Origin of the sequence: Novosphingobium aeonii, assembly GCF_052279045.1 — a bacterium.
In the GTDB taxonomy this organism is placed as follows: Bacteria; Pseudomonadota; Alphaproteobacteria; order Sphingomonadales; family Sphingomonadaceae; genus Novosphingobium.
Map to the genome: position 1 here is coordinate 2,122,007 of NZ_CP176832.1, position 24,581 is coordinate 2,146,587.

Below are 24,581 nucleotides of genomic sequence, written 5' to 3' on the forward strand. Positions count from 1 at the left end.
GAACGCAAAAGCGGCGGAAAGCACATCGTGCTCCCGCCGCTTATGTTCAAACGCGTATGTCTTGCGGTCAGATGCGTGCGGTGTTCGCAGCGCTGAGTACTGCGCGGACGCTGGCGGTGGCCACGTCCTCGTCGATGCCGACGCCCCAGATCACGCGGCCATCGGGGGCCACGCATTCCACGTAGGCCGCTGCACGCGCGTCGGAGCTCTTGCCCATCGAGTGCTCTGCATAGTCGCGCACGTCGAGCGTGACACCGAAGCTCTCGGCCAGCGTGGCCGTAACCGAAGAGATCAGGCCGTTGCCGCGTCCGGATACCGACTGCTCCTTGCCGTCCACGCCGATCTTACCGGCGAAGACGCGGGTGCCGTCGGCGGCCTTGGCTTCTTCCCAGTCGATGAGCTGGAAGTGCTGCGGGTCGTCGATGCGGTAGGCCTTGCGGAAGACCTCCCAAATGTCCGAGGCCTGGAGTTCGCGGCCCAGTTCGTCAGCCAGTTCCTGCACATGCTTCGAGAAGTGCGCCTGCATGCGCTTGGGCAGTTTCAGGCCCTGGTCCTGTTCGATCACCCAGGCGAAACCGCCCTTGCCGGACTGCGAGTTGACGCGGATCACGGCTTCGTAATCGCGGCCGAGATCGGCGGGATCGATAGGCAGGTAGGGCACGGACCAGATTTGGTCGTTGCGCTTTTCCTGCGCGGCGAAGCCCTTCTTGATGGCGTCCTGGTGGCTGCCCGAGAAGGCGGTGAAGACCAGTTCGCCGCCATAGGGATGGCGTTCGCCGACCTTCAGCTGGTTACAGTATTCCACCGTCTGGATCACTTCGTCGATGTCCGAGAAGTCCAGCTCGGGGTTCACGCCCTGCGTGTACATGTTCATTGCCACGGTGACGAGGCAGCAATTGCCGGTACGCTCGCCATTGCCGAACAGGCAGCCTTCGACCCGGTCCGCGCCAGCCATCAGGCCCAGTTCGGCGGCAGCGACGCCGGTGCCGCGGTCGTTATGGGTGTGCAGCGAGATCACTGCCGATTCGCGGTTCGGCAGGTTCCGGCAGAAATACTCGATCTGGTCGGCATAGACGTTGGGCGTTGCCGCCTCGACCGTTGCCGGCAGGTTGAGGATGATCGGATTTTCCGGCGTCGGCTGGAGAATTTCCATCACCGCCTCGCAGACCTCGATCGAGAAATCGAGTTCGGCGGTCGAGAAGGTCTCGGGCGAGTATTCGAACTGCCACTTGGTGGCGGGATACTTCGCCGCCTGATCGCGCAGGATCCTGGCGCCGCCTTGCGCGATGCCCTTGATCTCTTGCTTGTCCATACCGAACACCACGTTGCGCCACAGCGGCGAGACGGCGTTGTAGAGGTGGACAATCGCGGCGTGGACGCCTTCCAGGCTCTCGAACGAGCGGGTGATCAGGTCTTCCCGCGACTGGGTCAGCACCTGCACCAGCACGTCTTCGGGAATGCGGTCGTTCTTGACGAGGCCGTTGATGAAGTCGAACTCGGTCGCACCCGCGCTGGGAAAGCCGACTTCAATTTCCTTGAGGCCGACCTTGACCAGCAGGTCGAAGAAGCGGTTCTTCTTTTCGGCGCCCATCGGGTCGATCAGTGCCTGGTTGCCGTCCCGCAGGTCGGTCGAGAGCCAGCGCGGCGCCTTGGTGATGACCTGCGAGGGCCACTGGCGGTTCGGCAGGTCGATCTGCGGGAAGGGACGGTACTTGACCGAGGGGTCTTGCAGCATGGTCATGGGTAATCTCGCTCGGAAAAACTTCTTCGGTTAAAAGGCTTGCCGGTCCAGTTCAGGCCGGTCTTTCCGGGTCCCCTTGAGCGCCGAGCGCGCCGCAGGACCGACGCGTCAACTCACGCCCAAGGGCGGGTAAGTCGCAGGGTAAGGCCTAGAAGAAGGTTCATTGCCGGAGCCTATGGGCATTCGCTTGGTCGATGTAAAGCGAAAAGGGCCTTTTCCTTCCCGCAGAGGACGACGCACTTCATGATCTAGGCAGGCGGAACCCTGTCGAGGAACAGACGGTCGAGCACGCTCCAGGGCAGCATCCAGAATACGGCGACAAGTGCCGCGCAGACGATGCCGAGCCACGGGGATACGAAAGTCAGCGGAATGCCGAGGGCATATACTGCCGAAGCGGCGATCCCCTTGCGGTGCGAGGCCTTGTGATAGCGGCGGCTGGCAGCGGTGCGTGTGCCGGTGGCCGCGATCCGTCCTTGCAGCAGGACATAGGCGAGGGCAGGCGTCAGCATCGTTGCCAGATAGAGCAGGGTCGCCTCGCGACTGAAGTGATGCTCGCCGAGATAGGCGGTGGAGAAGGGGATCAGCGAGAGGGTGAACAGCAGCAGCATGTTCGACCACAGCAGCCCGCTGGTCACGACCCGCGCATGGCCGAGCAGGCGGTGGTGATTGACCCAGTAGATCGCGACGTAGGCATAGCTCAGCACATAGGCGATGAAGATCGGCCAGAGTTGCCAGAGCGCCTTCAGTCCCTCGGTGACCGGGGTTTTCAACTCCAGCACCATGATGGTGATGATGATGGCGAGCACGCCGTCCGAGAACGCCTCGACGCGGGCGAGGCCGTCCTCGCGCTCGATATCGTCAGCTTCGTTCATCCGGGGCTCCGTTACATTCCAGCAATGGTGCTTGGAGGAGCGGAGCGCCCGGATCAAGATGTCAGATGGTATGGGATCAGGTGCAGGTGAAGCCCTTGATCTTGCCGTCATCGCCGACCTGGACGTTCAGGCGGTCGGGCCGGTAGTCCATGGTCACGGCAGAGCCGGGCCTGATGACGCGCATCGGCTTGTCGCCGCGCGATGCGGTGATTGCGGCGATAACCTCGTCGCTGGCAGGCTGGCCTACGTAGGAAGCGAACTGTTCGGCGCCGCAGCTCGGCTCCATCGACGGCGGGGTTGCATCGGCCACTTTGTCGTTCCCGGTACTGGCGCAGGCAGAAAGGGCGAAGAGGGCCGTGGCCAGGGTGATAGTCGCGGTCAGTCTGGTCTTCATGCCGATCTCCTTTCGAGCGTTCATGCCATGAGCCCATGGCGCATGGGCCGTGAACGGTCGATGACGCTTATTGCTTCTCGAAGGCGGCGTTGATGACCAGTACGGTTTCGTCGGAGACCACCGGCACGTACTTGGAAACGCCGAAGTCGGAGCGTTTGATCAGGGCGCGGCCGAGGAAGCCGATCGAATCCTTCTTGCTCATCGGGTTCTGTGCGGCGCCGAAGAAGCGCGCGATAATGGTGATCGGCTTGCTGACACCGTGGAGGGTCAGCGTGCCGTCGATCGAGGCGCTATCGGGCCCGCGCGGCGTGACCGACGTGGCGACGAAAGTGGCAGTCGGGAACTTGCCGGCATCAAGCCAGTCGGCGCTGACGAGTTCTTCGGAAAGCTTGCTGCTGGTCGTCTGCACGGAGGTTGTGGGGATGGTGACGCTGAGCTTGGTGGCCGACAGCTTGTTGGGATCGAGCGTCAGCGAACCGCTCGCGCCCGAGAACGTGCCGGCGAAGGGCGAAATGCCCATGTGCGAGACGCTGAAGGTGACTTGCGTATGGGCCGGCTCAACGGCGTAAGTCCCGGCCTTGACGTCGGCGGGGGTGCCCGATCCGTGCAGCATTTCCATGCGGTCGCGTCCACCGCCGGGGCCAGGCTGGGCGATGACGGGGGCCGCAAGCGCGGCAGCGGCAACCAAAGCGAAAGCGATATGCGGACGGCGCATCGGGTCTGCTCCTGAACAAAAGAGGCGGCGCATTTCTGCGCCGCCTCCGATGTTTCGTCAAACGCCAAAGCGTCTGGACGGAACTTAGTTCTTCGCCTTGTCCACCAGCGCGTTGGCGCCGATCCAGGGCATCATGGCGCGCAGCTTCGAGCCGGTTTCCTCGATCGGGTGACGCTTGGCGGCGATGCGCGAAGCCTTCAGTTCCGGCTGGCCGGCGCGGTTGTCCAGCACGAAGTCCTTCACGAAACGGCCCGACTGGATGTCTTCCAGAACGCGCTTCATTTCCTTCTTGGTCTCTTCGGTGATGATGCGCGGACCGGTCTTGATGTCGCCGTATTCGGCGGTGTTCGAGATCGAGTAACGCATGTTGGCGATGCCGCCTTCATACATCAGGTCGACGATCAGCTTCAGCTCGTGGAGGCATTCGAAATAGGCCATTTCCGGTGCGTAACCGGCTTCGACCAGCGTTTCGAAGCCGGCCTGGACCAGCGCGGTGGTGCCGCCGCAAAGCACGGCCTGCTCACCGAACAGGTCGGTTTCGCATTCCTCGCGGAAGTTGGTCTCGATGATGCCCGAACGGCCGCCGCCGACGCCCGAAGCGTAGGCCAGAGCGACGTCCTGCGCATTGCCGGTCACGTCCTGATGGATCGCGACGAGGCAGGGCACGCCGCCGCCCTTGACGTATTCGCCGCGAACGGTGTGGCCCGGGCCCTTCGGCGCGATCATGATCACGTCGATGTCGGCGCGGGGCTCGATCAGGCCGAAGTGGACGTTGAGGCCGTGGGCGAAGGCGAGTGCCGCGCCGGGCTTCAGGTTCTCATGGATGTCGGCGGCGTAGATCGCGGCCTGATGCTCGTCGGGGGCGAGGATCATGAGAACGTCGGCCCATGCGGCCGCTTCGGCGTTGGCGAGCACCTTGAAGCCGGCGCCTTCGGCCTTCTTGGCCGAGGGCGAACCCGGACGAAGCGCGATGGCCACTTCCTTGACGCCCGAGTCGCGCAGGTTCTGCGCGTGGGCGTGGCCCTGGCTGCCGTAGCCGAGGATCGCGACCTTCTTCTCGGTGATCAGGTTGATGTCGCAATCGGCGTCGTAATAGACCTTCATCGTAGTACCCTTTCGACGGCCCGTTCCCGTAAGGCGGGGCCTGATTGATATGCGCCGTGGGCGCGTGGTTCGTTGTTTCCGGCACCGTGTGCCGGAGGATGGATTAAGCTCGGTTCTAGGCCTCGTGCGGCCCGCGGATCATGGCGACGATGCCGGTGCGGCCGACTTCGACAAGCCCGAGGTCGCGCATCAGCTGCACGAAGGTATCGATCTTGTCCGGCGCCCCGGTGAGTTCGAAGATGAAGCTCCCGGTGGTGGTATCGACTGCCTTGGCGCGGAAGATATCGGCCAGACGCAGTGCCTCGACGCGCTTTTCGCCGAGACCGGCCACCTTGATAAGCGCCAGTTCGCGGGCGACGTGCGGACCGACTTCGGTCAGGTCCACCACCTTGTGCACCGGTACCAGGCGTTCGAGCTGGGCGTGGATCTGGTCGATCTGGCTCGGCGGGCCGTGGGTGACGATGGTGATCCGGCTCACCGCGTGGTTCTCGGTGATGTCGGCCACGGTCAGGCTGTCGATGTTATAGCCGCGTGCGGTGAACAGGCCGGCGATCTTGGCGAGAATGCCCGCCTCGTTATCGACGGTGATGGTGAGGACGTGGCGTTCCTCGGCCTCTTGCTTGATGTGCATCATGATATGTCTTTCGGATCCTGCGCGCGCGTTGTCAGACCAAAGCCTTGGCTTCGTCGTCCATCGTGCCGGCGACGGTATCGCCATAGAGGATCATGTCCGTATGGGCCGCGCCCGAGGGGATCATCGGGAAGCAGTTCGATTCCTTGGCGACGAGGCAATCGACGATGACGGGGCCGTCGTAGTCGATCATCTCCTGGATACCGGCATCGAGCTGGCTTTCGTTCTCGATGCGGATGCCCTTCCAGCCATAGGCCTCGGCCAGCTTCACGAAGTCCGGCAGGCTGTCCGAATAGGACTGCGAGTAGCGGCTTTCGTACGTCAGCTCCTGCCACTGGCGGACCATGCCCATCCACTCGTTGTTGAGGATGAAGATCTTCACCGGCAGGCGGTACTGAGTGGCGGTGCCCAGTTCCTGGATGTTCATCTGGATCGAGGCGTCGCCCGCGATGTCGATGACGAGGCTGTCCGGGTTGCCGAGTTGCGCGCCGATCGCGGCGGGCAGGCCGTAGCCCATGGTGCCGAGGCCGCCCGAAGTCAGCCACTTGTTCGGACCGAAGAAGTGGAAGTACTGCGCCGCCCACATCTGGTGTTGGCCGACTTCGGTGGAGATCACCGGGTCCTTGTCCTTCGTCAGCTCGAACAGGCGCTGGACCGCGAGCTGCGGCATGATCGCCTTCTTCGAGAGCGGGAAGTAGAGGCTGTTCTTGCCGCGCCATTCCTCGACGCGGGCTTTCCAAGGCGCCAGGTCCTGGCCTTTGCGATCACCCCAGAGCGTCAGGATCTGGTCGAGCACGGTGGCGCAATCGCCGATGATCGGCAGGTCGACGCGGACCGTCTTGTTGATCGATGCGCGGTCGATATCGATGTGGATCTTGGTCGAATTCGGCGCGAATGCGTCGAGGCGGCCGGTCACGCGGTCATCGAAGCGGGCGCCGATGCAGACGATCAGGTCCGCCTGGTTCATCGCCAGGTTGGCCTCGTAGGTGCCGTGCATGCCCAGCATGCCCAGCCAGTCGGCATGGTCGGCCGGGAAGGCGCCGAGGCCCATCAGCGTCGAGGTGACGGGCGCGCCGGTCTTCGCCTGAAGCTCGCGCAGCAGCTCGGTAGCACGCGGGCCGGAATTGATGACGCCGCCGCCGGTATAGAGCACCGGGGCCTTGGCCTTGGCGATCAGTTCGACGGCCTGCGCGATCTCGTCCGCCGTGCCTTCGGTGCGCGGCGAATAGCGCTGGCGGCGCTGCGTCGGCGTGTCGTTCCAGATGGCGCTGGCGATCTGGACGTCCTTGGGAATGTCGATCAGAACCGGGCCGGGCCGCCCCGAAGTGGCGATCTGGAACGCCTCGTCGATGGTCGCGGCAAGGTCTGCCGGATCCTTCACCAGGTAGTTATGCTTGGTGCAGTGACGCGAGATGCCGACGGTGTCCGCTTCCTGGAACGCGTCCGAGCCGATCAGCGCGGTGGGAACCTGGCCGGTGATGATGACCAGCGGAATCGAATCCATGAAGGCGTCGGCAATGCCGGTGATGGCATTGGTGGCGCCAGGGCCCGAGGTGACGAGAACGACGCCGGGCTTGCCGGTCGAGCGCGCGTAACCTTCGGCCGCGTGGGCCGCGCCGGCTTCGTGACGGACCAGGATGTGCCGAAGTCGCTCGTCGCCGAATAGAGCATCGTAGATCGGTAGCACGGCGCCGCCGGGATAACCGAATACGAATTCGACTCCCTGCTTGACCAGGCTTTCGACCAGGATGTTCGCGCCGCTGCGCTCTTCAGTCACAACATATTCCTTTTCCGACTCGTGGGCGTTTCCCGAGGGATGGGCTGCCCTTCGAATGTTGCGCGCCAATCACGGTGCACATTACCAAAAAACCACAGTTCGCTTGTTGGCGAACTATAATGAAACCGACCCGACACGACGGGCGCCGTGCCGGGTCCTCCCTCTCCTCCCTGCATACTTTCATCAGCAGGTGAGGGGGCTCTAAGGGGACGAAAATATTACGTCAACCCCATAACGTGAAATAATCTATCTTGTATGGATTTTTCGTCGAAATATTCGAACTCAATCCTTGTCCAATCTTGCGGAGGTTGGTGCCGCAGCCAGGTGAACTGACGCTTGGCATAGTTCCGCGTGACCTGTGATCCGCGGGCAATCGCTTCTTCCAGCGTGCTTTCTCCGCGCACCACGGTGGCAAGCTCGGGAACGCCGATCGCACGCATTACCGGCAGGTCGGGATCGAGCCTTCTTGCGAGCAGGGCTTCCACTTCGCGCAGGGCTCCGCGCTCGATCATGCGTTCGAACCGCAAGTTGCAGCGTGCGTAGAGCGCTTTTCGCTCGGGCAGGAGGATCGCGGCGTGAAGCGAGACATCGCCGCCGATGCCGCCGCTGGTCCGGGCCTGCCAATGGGCGATGGTCAGCCCTGTAGACCGCACGACCTCAAGCGCGCGCGCGATGCGGGCGGCGTCTGCCGGGGCAAGCCTGGCGGCGCGTTCCGGGTCTTCGGTCTGCAGGGCGGCATAGGCATCTGCAACGGGCAGGGCGCGCACCGTCTCGCGTACATCGGGATCGATGGCCGGTACGGGGGCGATGCCCTCCAGCAGCGTGCGTATATAAAGCCCGGTGCCGCCAACGAGGACCGGTATGGCGCCTTCGGCATGGACCCCCGCGATGGTTTCGCGTGCGGCCCGTGCCCAGTCGGCGGCGGAACAGGTTTCGGCGCCGTCCCATGTGCCGAACAGGCGGTGATCGATGCCGCCCATCTCCTCGGGCGCGGGGCGGGCGCTGAGAACCGTCAGGTCTGCATAGACCTGCGAACTGTCGGCATTGATGACGACCGCGCGCTTTCCGCGCCTTTCCAGTTCCTGCGCCAGGGCAACGGCACAATCGCTCTTGCCGCTGGCGGTCGGCCCTGCAATGAGCGCGAGCGGCGGTTTTTGCCCGTTCGGCACATCGCTTGTGGAATTTTCATACGCAGCTTCAAGGGAATTCGCAGTGCTCATTGCGCGGCTGATAGCAGAACCGGACCACCTCACGGCAAGAATCGATGCGGCCCGCACCGAAATGCAGGAAAGAGGCGTACGTCTCGCTTCGGCGGCGATGCTCGATTTCTGCGGGCAGACCATGCAGCTTGCCTCGCCGGACGAGGATGCGGCGGCGCTGCGCAAGGCGCTCGACGATCATTTTGCGCCGACCGACGGTCTCGTCTCCGATCATGAGCCGATCCTGCCGGGCGTTTTCATCTCCGACATGGATTCGACCATGATCGGACAGGAATGCATCGACGAACTGGGTGATTTCGCCGGCCTCAAGGACCGCATTGCCGAAATCACCGAGCGCGCCATGCAGGGCGAACTCGATTTCGAACAGGCGCTGCGCGAACGGGTCGGCCTGCTCAAGGGGCTTTCCGTCAGTGCCATCGACGAGTGCCTTGCCACCCGCATCAAGCCGATGCCGGGTGCGGAAACCTTGGTGGCGACACTTCGGAAGTTCGGCTGCCGCACGGTGCTCGTCACCGGCGGTTTCCACCACTTCGCCGATCCCGTCGCCGGGCGGCTCGGTTTCGAGCATGTCGTCGGCAACCGGCTCGAGGTGGCCGACGACATGCTGACCGGCGGCCTGGTCGGACCGATCGTCGACAGCTCGGTCAAGAAGGCCACGCTGCTTGCCGAGATCGCGGCAGCAGGAGAGGGCGTCACCAGCCTTGCCACCGGTGACGGCGCGAACGACATTCCCATGCTTGAAGCGGCGACTTACGGTATCGCCTATCATGCCAAGCCCAAGGCGCGTGCCGCGTCGAACGGCTGGATCGATCGGGGCGACCTCACCAGCGTCCTGCGCCTTCTCGGCATCGACGAACAGGAATGGGGCCGCAGCTAAGGGAGCGACACGCGATGGCCGGTAGCGGAACTTCGATCCTGAGCCGGCTGTCGCATCCGCGCTACCTGCTGTTCCTTGGCGTGCTGGCGATCTCGGTCTGGCCGCTGATCCCGGCGATAGGGCTGGTCGAGGCGATCGTTACCGCCTTCGACCTCGCCGTGATCGCCTTCGTGTTTTCCTGCATCCCCTTGTGGCGGGATGGCAATCCCGATGTCATGCGGCGTCAGGCCAAGCGTGACGACGCCGGGCAGGTGATGCTGCTCCTGCTGACAGGGGTGATCTCCACGGTGATCCTTGCCGCGCTCGGCACGCTGGTGCTCGACAACAAGAGCCTCGTTCCCGGCGAGATCGCGCTGCTGGTGGTGACGCTGCTGGCCTGCTGGACATTCGCCAACCTGATCTACGCCTTCCACTACGCCCGGCTTTATTACTCGTCGCGCGGCGGCGCGGATCACGAGGGTCTCGATTTTCCAGGCGACTGTGTGCCGGACTTTGCCGATTTCGTGAACTTCGCCCTCGTGATTGGCATGACCTGCCAGACCGCTGATATCGAGATTACCGATTCGGATGTGCGGCGGGTTTCCACCTTTCACGGGCTGTTCGCCTTCGCCTTCAACCTCGGCATTCTGGCGTTGACGGTGAATGTGCTCGCCTCGTCCTCGGGCGGGCACTGAGGCGTCGTATCCTCAAACTGTCGGCACCAACCAAAAAGGGCGCCCACAAGGGGCGCCCTTCCGGTACTGTGTCAGGCGGGAAGGCGATCAGCCCTCCATCCAGTCCTTGAAGAAGGCCTCGTTGGCTTCGCGAAGTTCGGTCACTTCGTTGCCAAGGACCTTGGTGCCGGCGACCGTGCCGATGCGGACGGCGCCCGGAAGCTCCGTGCCGGCAGTTGCGGTGACGACATAGCGGCTCTGGTCTTCGCCGAAGGCCTCGGCGGTGGTCAGTTCCACTTCGAGATTGCAGCCCAGGCCGCTGGCCAGCGCCATTTCCGCCAGCGCGACGACGAGGCCGCCGTCGCTTACGTCATGGACGGCCGTGACCTTGCCGGCGCCGATCCACTCGCGGATCGTGGCGCCGTTGCCGGCCTCTGCCTTGAGATCAACCTTGGGCGCTTCGCCCGCTTCCTGACCCGCGATTTCGCGCAACCAAAGCGACTGGCCGAGGTGCGAGCCGAGCTTGCCCTCGCCAGCGCCCAGAACGAAGATATCGTCGCCGGCGTTCTTGAACGCCACGGTGGCCATCTTGTCGTGATCGACAAGGATGCCCACGCCGCCGATGGCCGGGGTCGGCAGGATCGCCGAGCCGCCGCCGGTGGCCTTCGATTCGTTGTAGAGCGAGACGTTGCCCGAGACGATCGGATAATCGAGCGCACGGCAAGCATCGCCCATGCCGTTCAGGCAGCCGACGATCTGCGCCATGATTTCGGGGCGCTGCGGGTTCGCGAAGTTCAGGCAGTTGGTAATGGCGAGCGGAAGGCCGCCGACGGCGCTGATGTTGCGATAGGTCTCGGCCACGGCCTGCTTGCCGCCCTCGTAAGGGTCTGCGTAGCAATAGCGGGGCGAGCAGTCGGTGCTGATCGCCAGCGCCTTTTGCGTGTTGTGGATGCGGACGACCGCGGCGTCGCCGCCGGACTTCTGCATCGTGTCGCCGCCGACCTGGCTGTCATACTGTTCCCAGATCCACTTGCGCGAGGCGAGGTCGACCGTGCCCATGAGCTTGAGCAGGTCGGCGCCGATGTCGGCGCTTTCGCCCACTTCGCCGAGGGCCGGAACCTTGGCCCAGGCCTTGTATTCCTCAGGCGAGACGTAGGGGCGCTCGTATTCCGGCGCGTCGTCCGCAAGCGGGCCGAGCGGAATGTCGCAGACCACTTCGCCGTTGAATTCGAGAACCATGTGGCCGGTGTCGGTCACTTCGCCGATCACGGCGAAGTCGAGCTCCCACTTCTTGAAGATCGCTTCGGCCATGGCTTCCTTGCCGGGCTGAAGCACCATGAGCATGCGCTCCTGGCTTTCCGAGAGCATCATCTCGTAAGGCGTCATCGCCTCTTCTCGGCAGGGCACGTTGTTCATGTTCAGGCGAATGCCGGCGCCGCCCTTGCTGGCCATTTCGACCGACGAGGAGGTGAGGCCGGCCGCGCCCATGTCCTGGATCGCGACGATGGCATCGGTGGCCATGAGTTCGAGACAGGCCTCGATCAGCAGCTTTTCGGTGAAGGGATCGCCCACCTGCACGGTCGGGCGCTTCTCGTCCGAATGCTCGTCGAAATCGGCGGAGGCCATGGTAGCGCCGTGGATGCCGTCGCGGCCGGTCTTCGAGCCGACGTAAACGATGGGATTACCGAGGCCGGTGGCGGCCGAGTAGAAGATCTTGTCCGTATCGGCGACGCCCACGGTCATGGCGTTGACGAGGATGTTGCCGTCGTAAGCCTTGTGGAAGTTGGTTTCGCCGCCCACGGTCGGCACGCCGACGCAGTTGCCATAGCCGCCGATGCCGGAGACGACGCCCTGCACGAGGTGCTTCATCTTGGGATGATCAGGGCGGCCGAAGCGCAGCGCATTCATGTTGGCGACCGGGCGGGCGCCCATGGTGAAGACGTCGCGAAGTATCCCGCCAACGCCGGTGGCCGCGCCCTGATAAGGCTCGATGTAGCTCGGGTGGTTGTGGCTTTCCATCTTGAAGATGGCGGCCTGGCCGTCTCCGATGTCGATCACGCCGGCATTCTCGCCGGGGCCGCAGATGACCCAGGGGGCCTTTGTGGGGAGCTTCTTCAGGTGGAAGCGGCTCGACTTGTACGAGCAGTGCTCGGACCACATGACCGAGAAGATGCCAAGCTCAACCAGGTTGGGCTCTCGGCCGAGCGCGTTCAGGACCCGCTCGTATTCCTCGGAATTGAGGCCATGCGCCTCGACGACATCGGGGGTGATTTCGGACATGCGACGCGCCTTAGCGCCGAGCGTGGCTCTTCGCTAGACGTAAAAAGGGGTGTTTTCGCGGCGGCCGATACCGCGCGCCGGGGCAGTGGCGCATAGTCCCGCCTTGACCGGTGAACGCGCCCGCTCCATTGCGGTGATCATGACTGAGAACAGTGCCGAAATCGCCGAGATGAGTTTCGAGGATGCGCTGAGGGCGCTTGAAGACGTGGTCCGCCGTCTGGAAAGCGGCGACGTGCCGCTCGACGATTCGATCACGCTCTACGAACGCGGGGAAGCGCTGCGCCAGCACTGCCAGAAGCGTCTCGACGCGGCGCAGGCCCGGATCGAGCGTATCGTCGCCGGTCCCGACGGGGTGCCCGCCGGCACCCAGCCGTTCGACGCGGCGGATCGCTGATTCGTGGGTGAGGTCGCCGTGACCGACCCGATCCTCGCCGAAGGCCTCTCGCGGATCGCGCGGGAGATCGACGGAGCGTTCGATGCGATGCTGCCGGTGCCGGACGATGCCCGCGCGCGCCTGCTGGAGGCGATGCGCTACGCCGCGATCGGCGGCGGCAAGCGGTTGCGGCCGCTCCTGCTCACAGCCGTTGCGGATATGTACGGCGTGGTTCGCGAAGCCGCGATCCGGGCCGCCATCGCCATCGAATCGATCCACGTCTATTCGCTGATCCACGACGACCTGCCGTGCATGGACGATGACGCGCTGCGCCACGGCAAGCCGACCCTGCATATCGCCTTCGACGAGGCGACCGCCGTGCTCGCGGGCGATTCGCTCCATGCATTCGCGTTCGAGGTGCTGGCCGATCCCGCGACGAGCGCGGATCCCTTCACCCGCATCGAACTGGTGCAGGCGCTTGGCCATGCCAGCGGCGCGCAGGGCATGGCCGGCGGGCAGATGATGGATCTGGTGGCAGAGACGAGCGAGTTCGATCTTCAGACCGTAACCCGGCTCCAGCAGCTCAAGACCGGCGCGCTGCTTGGCGCGGCGGTGGAAATGGGCGCGATCCTGGGCCGCCTGCCGCCGGAAGGTCGCGCACATCTGCGTGGCTATGCCCGCGATATCGGCCTGGCCTTCCAGATCGCCGACGACCTTATCGACCATGAAGGCGATGCATCGGTGGCCGGCAAGGCCGTTGGCAAGGATGCCGAGGCGGGCAAGGAGACGTTCGTCTCGCTGCTCGGCCCCGAACGCGCCCGCGAACAGGCCCGCATGCTGGTGGAGCAGGCCATCGGCCACCTTGCCCAGCACGGCAAGGAAGCCGACCTGCTGCGCGCAGTGGCGCGCTACATCATCGAGAGGGATCATTGATGAGCCTTGGTGAACGCATCGGTGTCTATCCGGGCACGTTCGATCCGATCACGCTGGGTCACGCCGATATCATCCGGCGCGGCGCCAAGCTGGTCGATCGCCTTATCATCGGGGTGACGACGAACCCTTCGAAGAACCCGCTCTTCACGCCCGAGGAGCGCATGGCCATGGTCGAACGCGAAGTGGCGGCGCTCGGGATCGAGAACGTCACCGTGGTCGGCTTCAACGCGCTGTTGATGAAGTTTGCGCAGAAGCAGGGCGCCAGCGTCATCATCAGGGGGCTGCGGGCCGTCGCGGACTTCGAGTACGAATACCAGATGGCGGGGATGAACCAGCAGCTCAACCCCACCATCGAGACCGTGTTCCTGATGGCGGACGTCAGCCTTCAGCCGATCGCCTCCAAGCTGGTCAAGGAAATCGCCACGTTCGGCGGAGAGATCGCCAAGTTCGTCAGCCCCACGGTGCGCGCCGATGTCGTCGCGCGGATCGCCGAGACCGGGCTTCTCGGCGACTATTGAGAACGCCCAAGAAACGATTGCGACAAATTCATTCATTGTCACGTCAGCAGCGGGGCACTATCGCCCCTGGCCTGAGCGGCTTCCTTCCTGTGAGTATTCGATGACGTTTCGCCTGACCCTTACCGCGACGATGATCGGCCTGGCGCTGGCGGCTACGCCCGCCATGGCCAAGAAGAAGGAAGACCCGACCCCGACGCCGCCGGTGGCGGTGCTGCCGACTTTCGTCGATCCCGATGTAACCCATCAGCCCGAGAACGTGCTCCTGCTCGATCTCTCGGACGGTGGCCGTGTCGCCATTCGTCTCATGCCGGAATGGGCGCCCCATCACGTGGAGCGGATCAAGACGCTCGCCGGGCAGGGCTTCTACAACGGCCAGATATTCCACCGCGTGATCGACGGTTTCATGGCGCAGACGGGCGACCCGACGGGCACCGGGCAGGGCGGTTCGCAGCTTCCCGATCTGGCAGCCGAATTCAACGCGATGCCGCACGTTCGCGGCACCGTGTCGATGGCGCGCACCAACGAGCCGAACAGCGCGAACAGCCAGTTCTTCATCGTGTTCTACCCGCGTTTCTCGCTCGATCGGAAGTATACCAACTTCGGCCGCGTGATCTCGGGCATGCAGTATGTCGACGCGATCCAGCGCGGCGAACCGCCCCAGAACCCGACCAGGATCGTGCAGGCCTCGCTGGCATCCGAGAACAAGGCGCCGCCGCCGCCCGCCCCGGTCGCGCCGCCGCCTGCGAAAATCACGGCCGACCAGCTCAGCAAATCGAAGTCCAGGTAACCTGACCCGGTGACCTGAAGCGAAAAATGGATGACGCCGCGTGAGTGCGCCCCTAGAGGGCGGCTCATGCGCGTTGACCTTTTCGACTTCGACCTTCCTCCCGAGAATATCGCCCTCCGCCCCGCGCGTCCGCGCGATTCGGCGCGGATGCTGGTCGCGCAGGGCCGCGACGAAGGGGCTCTGGTCGAGCGCGTCGTGCGCGATCTTCCCGGAGAACTGCGCCCCGGCGACATCCTCGTGTTCAACGACACCCGCGTCATTCCTGCCCAGCTCGAAGGGCGCCGCGGCGAGGCCCGCATCGGAGCCACGCTTCACAAGCGGATCGACCTTCGTCGCTGGCAGGCTTTCGTCCGCAATGCCAAGCGCCTGAAGGCGGGCGATCGCATCGAATTTCCCGCAGACGTCACTGCCGTGGCCGAAGTGCGCCACGATGACGGCAGCTGGACCTTGCTGTTCGAGGGCGACGAGCCCGTCGAGGTCTTGCTGGAGCGGGCAGGGCGCATGCCGCTGCCGCCTTACATCGCCGGCAAGCGCGAGACCGACGAGCAGGACGCCAGCGATTACCAGACGATGTTCGCGCGCGAGAAGGGTGCCGTTGCCGCTCCCACCGCCGCGCTGCACTTCACGCCCGAACTGATCGAGCGGCTGGATGCGGCGGGCGTGAAGCGCGAGACGCTGACGCTTCACGTGGGTGCCGGCACTTTCCTGCCGGTCAAGGCGGATGAGACGCAGGACCACAAGATGCATGCCGAATGGGGCCGCATCGATGCCGAGACCGCCGATCGCCTGAATGCCGCGCGCGCGGGCGGCGGAAGGGTCATCGCGGTGGGCACCACCAGCCTGCGCCTGCTGGAAAGCGCGACGGGCGAGGACGGCGTGATTCGTCCCTTCGAAGGGGACACCTCGATCTTCATCACGCCCGGCTATCGCTTCAAGGCGATCGACGGGCTGATGACCAACTTCCACCTGCCCAAGTCCACGCTGTTCATGCTGGTTTCGGCGCTGATGGGGCTGGAGCGGATGCAGGCGGTTTACGCCCATGCGATCGCGCAGGGTTACCGTTTCTACTCCTACGGGGATTCCAGCCTTCTTTTGCCCTGAGGGGACTTGGAACTGTCACCGGTTTCGCGCATCACGCGGGCCATGGAACCCATTCTCGAAATCAGCGGTCTGACCAAGACTTACGCCGGGGGCTTCACCGCGCTCCAGGGCGTGGACCTCACGATCAACAAGGGCGAGATATTCGCGCTGCTCGGGCCTAACGGTGCGGGCAAGACAACGCTGATCGGCGCGGTCTGCGGCCTCGTGCGGCCGACCAGCGGCACCATGCGCGCCTTCGGCGAGGACATGACTCACAACTGGCGCTCCCTGCGTGCCCGCATCGGACTGGTTCCGCAGGAACTGGCGACCGACATGTTCGAGACGGTCATCCACTCGGTGAACTATTCGCGCGGCCTGTTCGGCCTGGCGCCGGACCCCGCGCGGGTCGAGGAAATCCTGCGTGCGCTCAGCCTCTGGGACAAGCGCAAGGCGCAGATCCGCGCACTTTCGGGCGGCATGAAGCGCCGCGTGCTGATTGCCAAGGCGCTGGCGCATGAACCCGACCTGCTGTTCCTCGACGAGCCGACCGCCGGTGTCGATGTCGAGCTTCGCCGCGACATGTGGGCGCAGATCGCCGAGCTTCGCGACCGCGGAACCACGATCATCCTCACCACGCACTATATCGAGGAGGCCGAGGAAATGGCCGACCGCGTGGGCATCATCCAGGCGGGCAGCATCCGCATGGTGGAAGAAACGCGCTCGCTGATGAAGCGGCTCGGCCGCACCGAAGCACATATCGGCCTGGCCACGCCTCTGGCGCTCGTCCCCGAAGCGCTGGCCCCGTACAATCTCTCGCTGGGCAATGGAGGGCTCGAACTCGTCTATCGCGGCGGCGACGGTTCGGGCGGAGGCAAGGCGCAAGTGGCTCAGCTCACCAAGGATCTCGTGGCAAACGGCATCGATTACACCTCGATCGAAATTCGCGAATCGAGCCTTGAGGAAATCTTCGTCGATCTTCTGGAAGGAGCGGCGGCATGATCGCCTTCAACGCGCGCAGCACCTGGACCATCTACAAGCGCGAGGTCATGCGGGCCATGCGCACCGCCATGCAGTCCATCCTCGGACCTGTTCTGACTACGGTGCTCTACTTTGTCGTGTTCGGCGCGGCGATCGGCAGCAAGATGGATTCGGGCATGGCCGGCGTCAACTACGGGGCCTTCATCGTGCCGGGCCTGCTGCTGCTGACCCTGCTGAGCGAGAGCACGTCGAACGGCAGCTTCGGCATCTACATGCCGCGCTTCACCGGCGCGATCTACGAATTGCTTTCGGCGCCGGTGGGCGTTGCCGAAACGCTGATCGGCTTCGTGGGAGCAGCGGCCACCAAATCCCTGATCCTGGCGGCGATCATCCTCGTGACGGCCACGTTCTTCGTCGACTACACGATTGCCCATCCATTCTATGCGCTGGGCTTCATCCTGCTGGTTTCGGCAAGCTTCTCCTTGTTCGGGTTCATTCTGGGGATCTGGGCGGACAGCTTTGAAAAGCTGGGCATCGTTCCGGTGCTGTTCATCGTGCCGCTGACATTCCTTGGCGGTACGTTCTACTCGATAGACCTGCTGCCCGAACCTTGGCGTTCGGTCGCCATGGCCAATCCGGTGGTCTATCTGGTGAACGGGCTGCGCTGGTGCTTCTACGGCAGTTCGGACTTCCCCATCGGCCTGTCGCTCGGCATGACGCTGGGCTTCCTCGCGCTCTGTGTGGCGTTCATCGCCTGGATCTTCCGCACAGGGTGGCGCCTGCGCGCCTGAGTCGGTAATATCGTGTCATGACAATGCGTTTGGCTGTTTCGATTGGTGTGCCTGCCTTGCTGATTGCCGTCCCGGCTCAGGCGGAGCCGCCCCAATCCTTTCAGTTCGAACCCTTCCCGGATATCGAGATCGTGTCGGTGGTTCCTGTCGTGGAGCTGCCGCTTCGTCTCGTGCTGCCGGACTATGTCTCTCCGCCGCCGTTCATCCCGGCGCCGCCGCCGCGTCTTCCCCGCAATGTGAAGGCCATGATCGAGGCGGCGGTGAAGACGAAGGATTCGGCCACCGTTGCAGCGGTGGTCAAGGCGGCGCTTGCCACACAGCCTTATGACAAGGAAGAAATCCGCACGATGCAGCAGGCGTTCCTCGATGCGAACGCCCGCGAAATCGCGGAGAAGGCGAATGCGGAAACGGAGCGGATCCGCCGCGCCGCGCTGCTCGAACTCTGGACCGGCAAAGTCGAACTCGGCGCTTTCCGCGCGACGGGAAACACCAGCAATTTCGGCTATACCGGGGCGGTCAAGCTGGACCGTAAAGGCATCGACTGGCAGCATACGATCCAGCTCAACGCGGATTTCCAGAAGGATCGCGGCTCGGTCACGCGTGAGCAGTACGGGGCCAGCTACCAGCCGCGATATACCCTGAACGACGGCTTCTTCACTTATGGCCGAATGCAGTACGAAAAGGACCGCATTCAGGGCTATCTGGATCGCTACTCGCTGTCGGGCGGGCTCGGCTACCGTGTGCTCAAGCGTGACAATGTGACGCTGTCGATGGAAATCGGCCCGGCGCTTCGCCGCACGCGCTATGTCACCGTGCCCAAGGAAACGACGTGGTCGACGCTGACCTCGCTCGATTTCGACTGGCAGGTCAGCCCGACGATCAAGCTCACGCAGGATGCCTCGTCCTATGTGGAAACCGGCAATAGTACCTTCACCTCGGCTACCGGCCTTGAAGCGGGAATGAGCAAGGGGCTGAAGGCGCGCCTGTCCTATTCGATCGAGCACGAAACCTCTCCGCCGGACGGTTCGCTCCAGACCGACACGATCTCTCGCTTCTCACTGGTCTACGGCTTCTGAAGTCTGTAACGGGCGGGTCATGAACCCCCGTTTCGAATTCTCCATCCACGCCACCGACGGCAAGGCCCGTACCGGCACGATCAAGATGCGCCGCGGCGAAATCCGTACGCCAGCCTTCATGCCGGTGGGCACGGCGGCAACCGTGAAGGCGATGAAGCCGCAGGATGTGCGCGCCACCGGCGCCGACATCATCCTGGGCAACACCTATCACCTCATGCTGCGCCCCGGTGCCGAGCGTGTCGCCCGGCTCGGGGGATTGCACAAGTTCATGAACTGGGACCGCCCGATCCTGACGGACAGCGGCGGCTATCAGGTCATGAGCCTGTCGGACTTGCGCAAGATCACCGAGAACGGCGTCACTTTCGCCAGTCATCTCGACGGTTCGCGCCATCTGCTGACGCCAGAGCGTTCGATGGAAATCCAGCGCCTGCTGGGGTCCGACATCGTGATGTGCTTCGATGAATGTCCCAAGATCGATCAGCCCCGCGACGTGATCGCACGGTCCATGGAAATGTCGATGCGCTGGGCCCGGCGCAGCCGCGACGGTTTCGACAGCGGCGGCGAGCATGCGGCCAATTCCTCCCTGTTCGGCATCCAGCAGGGCGCGCTCGACGAAGGCCTGCGCAAGGCTTCGGCCGATGCGCTTACCGAGATCGGTTTCGATGGTTACGCCATCGGCGGACTTGCGGTGGGCGAAGGGCAGGAGGCGATGTTCGCCACGCTGGAATTCGCGCCCGGCCAGCTTCCGGTCGATCGTCCGCGTTATCTCATGGGGGTCGGCAAGCCCGACGATCTGGTCGGTGCGGTGGAGCGCGGCGTCGACATGTTCGACTGCGTGCTGCCCAGCCGCTCGGGCCGCAACGGCCAGGCCTTCACCTGGAACGGCCCGCTCAACTTGCGCAACGCCCGCCATGCGGAGGACAGCAACCCGCTGGACGATCGCTGCAAGTGCCCTACCTGCGCGACCTACAGCCGCGCTTATCTGCATCATCTCGTGAAGGCGGGAGAAATTCTGGGTTCCATGCTGATGACCGAGCACAACATCTCGTTCTACCAGCAACTCATGCAGGGCATGCGCGACGCCATCGCCGCCGGCACTTTCGCCCAGTTCGCGGCAGACTTCCGTCGCGAGTATCTCCATTGATCTACCAGCAGATTTAACTGGAAGAGGTTCTCTCTCAAGGATAGTCGATGGCTATCCACTGGGGGGATTACATGAAGAAGATTTGGCTCGCCGGCCCGGCTTTTGTGCTGGGCATGGCAGGATGGGGAACGGCCCAAGCCGAAAGCGTCGAAAAACTGGCGGCTGCTTTCGGCGCTCGGCAGGATATCACGGATATAAGCCTTGCTCCGGGCGGCGCACTTGCCGCTATTGTCGCGCCTTCGGGCGGGCGTGGTGACAAGGTCATGATCGCCGACCTGGTAAAGGGCGGTGCTCCCCGGACGATCCTGAACGCGTCCGGACAGGGAGAACATGTCAGCTATTGTTCTTGGCCCAGCGACGCGCAACTGGTTTGCAGTATCCTCGTCCAGGACAAGAGCACTGGGAACGTCTTGTCGTTCAGTCGCCTTCTTTCGCTCAGTCTGGACGGTTCGCCTGCCAAGATGCTCACGCAGAGCGCTAACAGCCGTTCGTTGGGGGTGGCGCGATACGGGGGCGACATCATCGATTGGCAGGGCGGGAAGCCGGAAGAAGTGCTGATGCTGCGTCAGTACATTCCCGAAAATACGATAGGGACGCGGCTGGCCCAATCAGGGGAAGGGCTCGGTGTCGAAAGCCTGAATGTTCGCACCCTGCGCCGTGCTACCGTGGAAAAGCCGAACCGGACAGCCGCCGGCTACATAACCGACGGGATGGGCAATATCCGCATCATGGCGAGCACGCCTGCAATGGGCATAGGCTATGATCGCAATTATACCGATTATTTCTATCGCCTGGTGGGGCAGCACGGCTGGAACCCGTTGGGAAGGGTCACCGTCAATCCTTCCGGCACCTATTCGGGTTTCCGGCCCGTGGCAGTCGACCCGGAGAGCAATTCGGTATTTGGTTTCGACAACAAGAACGGCTTTTCCGCACTTTACCGGCAGAGCCTCGATGGCTCCAACCGCCGGGAGGAAGTCATCTCGAAGCCCGGTGTCGATGTTGACGAATTGATCCGCATCGGTCGATCAAGGCGGGTGGTGGGCGTCTCATTCGCCACGGATTATCGCCAGATCGAGTATTTCGACCCCAAGCTGGCAGCCTTGCGCTCGGCGCTCTCGAAGGCGCTGCCCGGTGATCCTTCGGTGACGATCGTCGATTCCAGCGCTGATGAGAGCAAGCTGCTCATGTTCGTGGGGAGCGATATCGATCCGGGGAAATATTATATTTTCGACAAGGCCACACGCAAGCTGGAGGAAGTCCTCCCGCTACGGACAGCCATGTCCGGACGCACGCTCTCGCCCATGAAATCCATTCAGTTTCGGGCTTTTGATGGTACGATGGTCCCGGCTTACCTGACCCTGCCGCCCGGCAGCGATGGGAAAAATCTTCCCGCCATCAACATGCCGCACGGCGGACCCTCGGCACGCGACGAATGGGGTTTCGACTGGCTAGTGCAGTTTTTTGCGGCACGTGGTTTTGCCGTTCTTCAGCCGAATTTTCGCGGATCGTCGGGCTACGGCGAAGCCTGGTTCGAAAAGAACGGATTCCAGTCCTGGCGCACGGCTGTGGGTGATGTCACCGATGCAGGAGATTGGCTGGTATCGAACGGGATCGCTGCGAAAGGCAAGCTGGCGATCTTCGGGTGGTCATATGGTGGATATGCAGCGCTGCAATCGGGGGTGCTGAAGCCGGATCTGTTCAAGGCGATCATCGCTGTAGCACCGGTCACCGACCTTCAGCAGCTGCGCAACGATCATCTCAACTATTCGGACTACAAGCTGGTCGACGCCATGATCGGCAACGGGCCGCATGTTTCGCAAGGATCACCCGCGCAGAACGCCGCGAAAATTCAGGCGCCTGTCCTGATGTTTCATGGCGACTGGGATACCAACGTCGATATCGACCAGTCAGAGCTGATGCAGCGGCGCCTGCTCGATGCCGGGAAGCGGGCCGAACTGGTCACCTTCAAAGGTCTCACGCACTCGCTGGTTGAAGGCGAGGCGAGGGCCAGGATGCTGGCTCAGAGCGACGCTTTTCTGCGCGAGAACCTGGGGATGCCGAAAGAGTGAGCTCTCCGGGCCTGAGTGTAAGCTCAGGCCGGTTGCAGCGCCTCTCCGGCTTCTTCGTGAAGTGCGCCGATCTCGAGCTTCGTGCCGACATAGGCGACGAAACGCCCGGTGCGGGAATCGAGAAATCCGGCGCCGATTTCCGCCGCGAACTGCTTCGCGGTCTCGAGGTCGGGATACCATTTGCCGGTGCGGTTGGGGGTAATGAATCGATAGCGTGACATGGTGACTGTCCAATGCACGAGAACCATGTCCGTTCCCTGACAAATTCCTCGATTTACCGCGCTTTCCGGCGGTTCGTCGCACAAAAGAAAAGGGCGGCCCGTGAGGGCCGCCCTTCGCATGTCTTGTCCGGTGGACCGGGACCTTAGCGCGAGTAGAACTCGACGACCAGGTTCGGTTCCATCTTCACCGGGTAAGGCACTTCGTCGAGCGTCGGAACGCGCACGAAGGTCACCTTGTCGGTGCCGTCGGTCGAAACGTAGTCAGGAATCTCACGCTCGGGCAGGTTCTGCGCTTCGATGATGAGAGCCATTTCCTTGGCCTTGTTGCCGAGGCTGATGACGTCGCCAACCTTCACGCGACGCGAAGCGATGTTGCACTTCACGCCGTTGACGCGGATGTGGCCGTGCGAAACGATCTGGCGAGCCGCGAAGATGGTGGGTGCGAACTTCGAACGGTACACGACCATGTCGAGACGCTGTTCGAGCAGACCGATCAGGTTCTGACCGGTGTCGCCCTTCATCTTCGAAGCTTCCTGGTAGGTGCGCTTGAACTGCTTCTCGGTCACGTCGCCGTAGTAGCCCTTGAGCTTCTGCTTGGCGCGCAGCTGGATGCCGTAGTCCGAAAGCTTGCCCTTGCGGCGCTGGCCGTGCTGGCCCGGGCCGTAGCTGCGGCGGTTGACCGAGCTCTTGGGGCGACCCCAGATGTTCTCGCCCATGCGGCGGTCGAGTTTGTACTTGGCGCTTTTACGCTTCGACATAAGTCGTCTCCTGTTCTGCTGCCGCCTCCGACCTGAAGGCGATCCGTGTTGTCCCGGGGCGCACCATCCAGCCTACTTTGCGGGATGCGGCCGCCGCTTCACCGGGGTGCGGGGCCGAATGGACGGGCTGCCGAAACAGGCAGGCGCCATGTGAAGGCGTGCCCCTTACGGACTGGGGCCGGAAAGTCAAGCCGCATCGGTGGATTTGCGGTCTCGAATGCGTCGTAACGACATGCCTTCGGCACATCTTACGGCGGCGCCGGCCCGCTACCCCATCCGCCTTGTGTGAGCCCACCTGAAATGGCGGCCCTGCAGGACGGCTGATGGGGGAGCGGGCTGGCGCCGCAATCCGCAGATCAATCGCGGTTGCGGCGCTCTTTCTCCAGTGCGGAGAGGACACCGCGCAGGGTCCGTACTTCGAGGTGGTTCCATGCCGGCTTGGTCAGCAGGTTGCGCAAGGTCAGCCGGTTGGCGGCGGCACGTGTTTCGGGCCAGAAGTAGTTCTTGGGTTCGAGCATCCGCTCGAAATGACCGATCAGGCCTTCCAGTTCGTCCTGCGGGGCGGGGGGGAGCAGGTCCTCGACGGTCGGCTGGGCCAGTTCACCTGACGAGACCGCGCCCTTCGACCATTCGTAGGCGCAGAGGATCACTGCCTGTGCAAGGTTCAGCGAGGCAAATTCGGGATTGATCGGCACCGTCAGGATCGCACGGGCAAGCGCAACGTCTTCTGTCTCCAGCCCGGAGCGCTCGGGGCCGAAGACATAGGCGGAGCGGCCCTGCGCGGTATGGACTTCGCGTGCCGCTTCCTCGGGGGTGACGACAGGCTTGGTGACGCCGCGCTTGCGAACGGTCGTGGCGAAGACATTGCCGCAATCGGCAACGGCCTCTGCCAGGGTCTCGAAGACTTCGGCGCGTTCCAGGACCAGGTCGGCACCTGCCGCGGCGGGACCGGCGGAGGGGTTGGGCCAGCCGTCGCGCGGTGAAACGAGGCGCATTTCGGTAAGGCCGAAGTTCAGCATGGCGCGTGCGGCCTTGCCGATGTTTTCCCCGAGCTGCGGGCGGACCAGCACGATGACCGGCTTCTTAACGTCAGTCATCGTTGCGACCTTCCATGTGGCCCGGACCCGCGACATCGCGAACCGTCCCGGCGAATTCCTCGAAGTCGCGCGCCTCGTTGAAGGCGCGGTAGACCGAGGCGAAGCGAATATAGGCGACCGAATCGAGCTGGCGCAGACCTTCCATCACCATCTCGCCGACTTCGCGCGACGAGACTTCGGATTCGCCGAGCGTTTCCACCTGGCGCTGCACGCCGGACACGAGCTGGTCGATCTTCTCACGCTCGATCCCGCGCTTGCGGCAGGCGAGAGTGGCGGACTGCTCGATCTTGGCCCGGTCGAAAGGCTCGCGGGAATCGTCGTTCTTGACGACGGTGATCTCGCGAAGCTGGACGCGTTCGAAAGTCGTGAACCGCGCGCCGCAGCTTGAACACTGGCGGCGGCGACGGATCGCCGTGTTGTCCTCGGTCGGGCGGCTGTCCTTGACCTGGGAATCGTCGTGGGCGCAAAAAGGACAGCGCATTCAGTAAGATA

25 protein-coding genes are annotated in these 24,581 nt (G+C 63.5%); 12 read left to right on the top strand and 13 right to left on the bottom strand.

Annotation, left to right across the window (positions count from 1 at the left end; translation table 11 throughout):
* Positions 1-67: 67 nt before the first annotated feature.
* The 8 genes from leuA to miaA all read right to left on the bottom strand — a co-directional run bounded on the left by leuA (position 68) and on the right by miaA (position 8,454).
* Positions 68-1,741, bottom strand: a complete 1,674-nt coding sequence (gene leuA, locus ACLIMP_RS10375) for a 2-isopropylmalate synthase (RefSeq protein WP_054441689.1) — start codon at positions 1,739-1,741, stop codon at positions 68-70.
* 248 nt (positions 1,742-1,989) lie between these two features.
* Positions 1,990-2,613 carry a TMEM175 family protein gene (locus ACLIMP_RS10380; RefSeq protein ID WP_324694907.1) on the bottom strand — a complete coding sequence of 208 codons (624 nt, stop codon included), beginning with the start codon at positions 2,611-2,613 and terminating at the stop codon, positions 1,990-1,992.
* Between the two features lie 76 nt (positions 2,614-2,689).
* Positions 2,690-3,007: an I78 family peptidase inhibitor gene (locus ACLIMP_RS10385; RefSeq protein WP_185997491.1), complete on the bottom strand. Its 318-nt coding sequence runs from the start codon at positions 3,005-3,007 to the stop codon at positions 2,690-2,692.
* A 67-nt stretch (positions 3,008-3,074) separates the two neighbouring features.
* Entirely contained in the window at positions 3,075-3,722 is a 648-nt protein-coding gene (locus ACLIMP_RS10390) for a YceI family protein (protein WP_324694910.1), read from the bottom strand.
* Between the two features lie 84 nt (positions 3,723-3,806).
* A complete protein-coding gene (gene ilvC / locus ACLIMP_RS10395) occupies positions 3,807-4,826 on the bottom strand; it encodes a ketol-acid reductoisomerase (protein ID WP_054441697.1) in 1,020 nt (339 codons plus the stop codon).
* A gap of 115 nt (positions 4,827-4,941) precedes the next feature.
* Entirely contained in the window at positions 4,942-5,460 is a 519-nt protein-coding gene (gene ilvN / locus ACLIMP_RS10400) for an acetolactate synthase small subunit (protein WP_054441698.1), read from the bottom strand.
* Positions 5,461-5,491: 31 nt separating this feature from the next.
* Entirely contained in the window at positions 5,492-7,234 is a 1,743-nt protein-coding gene (gene ilvB, locus ACLIMP_RS10405; RefSeq protein WP_324694914.1) for a biosynthetic-type acetolactate synthase large subunit, read from the bottom strand.
* A 218-nt stretch (positions 7,235-7,452) separates the two neighbouring features.
* Positions 7,453-8,454, bottom strand: a complete 1,002-nt coding sequence (miaA, locus tag ACLIMP_RS10410; RefSeq protein WP_443477826.1) for a tRNA (adenosine(37)-N6)-dimethylallyltransferase MiaA — start codon at positions 8,452-8,454, stop codon at positions 7,453-7,455.
* Here miaA and serB point away from each other — a divergent pair.
* Both serB and ACLIMP_RS10420 read left to right on the top strand, forming a co-directional pair.
* Positions 8,447-9,331 carry a phosphoserine phosphatase SerB gene (gene serB, locus ACLIMP_RS10415; protein WP_443477827.1) on the top strand — a complete coding sequence of 295 codons (885 nt, stop codon included), beginning with the start codon at positions 8,447-8,449 and terminating at the stop codon, positions 9,329-9,331. The genes miaA and serB overlap by 8 nt on opposite strands.
* Positions 9,332-9,345: 14 nt before the next feature.
* Entirely contained in the window at positions 9,346-10,005 is a 660-nt protein-coding gene (locus ACLIMP_RS10420) for a DUF1345 domain-containing protein (RefSeq protein ID WP_082370568.1), read from the top strand.
* A gap of 87 nt (positions 10,006-10,092) precedes the next feature.
* Here ACLIMP_RS10420 and purL read toward each other — a convergent pair whose 3' ends face one another.
* Complete coding sequence (purL, locus tag ACLIMP_RS10425) at positions 10,093-12,264, bottom strand: phosphoribosylformylglycinamidine synthase subunit PurL (protein WP_324694920.1); 2,172 nt, start codon at positions 12,262-12,264, stop codon at positions 10,093-10,095.
* 139 nt (positions 12,265-12,403) lie between these two features.
* On the opposite strand from purL, the gene ACLIMP_RS10430 reads away from it, so the two are divergent.
* From ACLIMP_RS10430 to ACLIMP_RS10475, 10 genes are all read left to right on the top strand, one after another.
* Positions 12,404-12,658, top strand: coding sequence for an exodeoxyribonuclease VII small subunit (locus tag ACLIMP_RS10430; protein ID WP_054441751.1), 255 nt, complete (start codon positions 12,404-12,406; stop codon positions 12,656-12,658).
* 3 nt (positions 12,659-12,661) lie between these two features.
* The gene (locus ACLIMP_RS10435) at positions 12,662-13,570 is read left to right on the top strand and encodes a polyprenyl synthetase family protein (RefSeq protein WP_054441699.1); all 909 of its coding nucleotides are present in this window, start codon (positions 12,662-12,664) and stop codon (positions 13,568-13,570) included.
* Positions 13,570-14,088 carry a pantetheine-phosphate adenylyltransferase gene (gene coaD / locus ACLIMP_RS10440; RefSeq protein WP_054441700.1) on the top strand — a complete coding sequence of 173 codons (519 nt, stop codon included), beginning with the start codon at positions 13,570-13,572 and terminating at the stop codon, positions 14,086-14,088. Before ACLIMP_RS10435 ends, coaD begins: the two co-directional genes overlap by 1 nt.
* A 100-nt stretch (positions 14,089-14,188) precedes the next feature.
* Positions 14,189-14,875, top strand: coding sequence for a peptidylprolyl isomerase (locus tag ACLIMP_RS10445; RefSeq protein WP_185997486.1), 687 nt, complete (start codon positions 14,189-14,191; stop codon positions 14,873-14,875).
* A 66-nt stretch (positions 14,876-14,941) separates the two neighbouring features.
* On the top strand, positions 14,942-15,976 hold the full coding sequence (queA, locus tag ACLIMP_RS10450; RefSeq protein ID WP_324694925.1) for a tRNA preQ1(34) S-adenosylmethionine ribosyltransferase-isomerase QueA: 1,035 nt from the start codon (positions 14,942-14,944) through the stop codon (positions 15,974-15,976).
* 42 nt (positions 15,977-16,018) lie between these two features.
* The gene (locus ACLIMP_RS10455) at positions 16,019-16,954 is read left to right on the top strand and encodes an ABC transporter ATP-binding protein (protein ID WP_324699033.1); all 936 of its coding nucleotides are present in this window, start codon (positions 16,019-16,021) and stop codon (positions 16,952-16,954) included.
* Positions 16,951-17,724 (top strand): ABC transporter permease, encoded by a 774-nt coding sequence (locus ACLIMP_RS10460; protein ID WP_054441704.1) that lies wholly within the window; start codon positions 16,951-16,953, stop codon positions 17,722-17,724. Before ACLIMP_RS10455 ends, ACLIMP_RS10460 begins: the two co-directional genes overlap by 4 nt.
* A gap of 131 nt (positions 17,725-17,855) precedes the next feature.
* A complete protein-coding gene (locus ACLIMP_RS10465; RefSeq protein ID WP_443477828.1) occupies positions 17,856-18,800 on the top strand; it encodes a DUF481 domain-containing protein in 945 nt (314 codons plus the stop codon).
* Between the two features lie 19 nt (positions 18,801-18,819).
* Positions 18,820-19,944: a tRNA guanosine(34) transglycosylase Tgt gene (tgt, locus tag ACLIMP_RS10470; protein WP_324694930.1), complete on the top strand. Its 1,125-nt coding sequence runs from the start codon at positions 18,820-18,822 to the stop codon at positions 19,942-19,944.
* A gap of 71 nt (positions 19,945-20,015) precedes the next feature.
* Positions 20,016-22,013, top strand: coding sequence for an alpha/beta hydrolase family protein (locus ACLIMP_RS10475; protein ID WP_443477829.1), 1,998 nt, complete (start codon positions 20,016-20,018; stop codon positions 22,011-22,013).
* 23 nt (positions 22,014-22,036) lie between these two features.
* Here the strand turns inward: ACLIMP_RS10475 and ACLIMP_RS10480 are convergent, their stop codons facing one another.
* From ACLIMP_RS10480 to nrdR, 4 genes are all read right to left on the bottom strand, one after another.
* Complete coding sequence (locus ACLIMP_RS10480; RefSeq protein ID WP_324694934.1) at positions 22,037-22,261, bottom strand: hypothetical protein; 225 nt, start codon at positions 22,259-22,261, stop codon at positions 22,037-22,039.
* 116 nt (positions 22,262-22,377) lie between these two features.
* A complete protein-coding gene (gene rpsD, locus ACLIMP_RS10485; protein WP_054441709.1) occupies positions 22,378-22,992 on the bottom strand; it encodes a 30S ribosomal protein S4 in 615 nt (204 codons plus the stop codon).
* Between the two features lie 356 nt (positions 22,993-23,348).
* A complete protein-coding gene (locus ACLIMP_RS10490; protein WP_185997484.1) occupies positions 23,349-24,089 on the bottom strand; it encodes an RNA methyltransferase in 741 nt (246 codons plus the stop codon).
* A complete protein-coding gene (gene nrdR / locus ACLIMP_RS10495) occupies positions 24,082-24,570 on the bottom strand; it encodes a transcriptional regulator NrdR (RefSeq protein WP_324694937.1) in 489 nt (162 codons plus the stop codon). The genes ACLIMP_RS10490 and nrdR overlap by 8 nt, the downstream gene beginning before the upstream one ends.
* Positions 24,571-24,581: the final 11 nt, after the last annotated feature.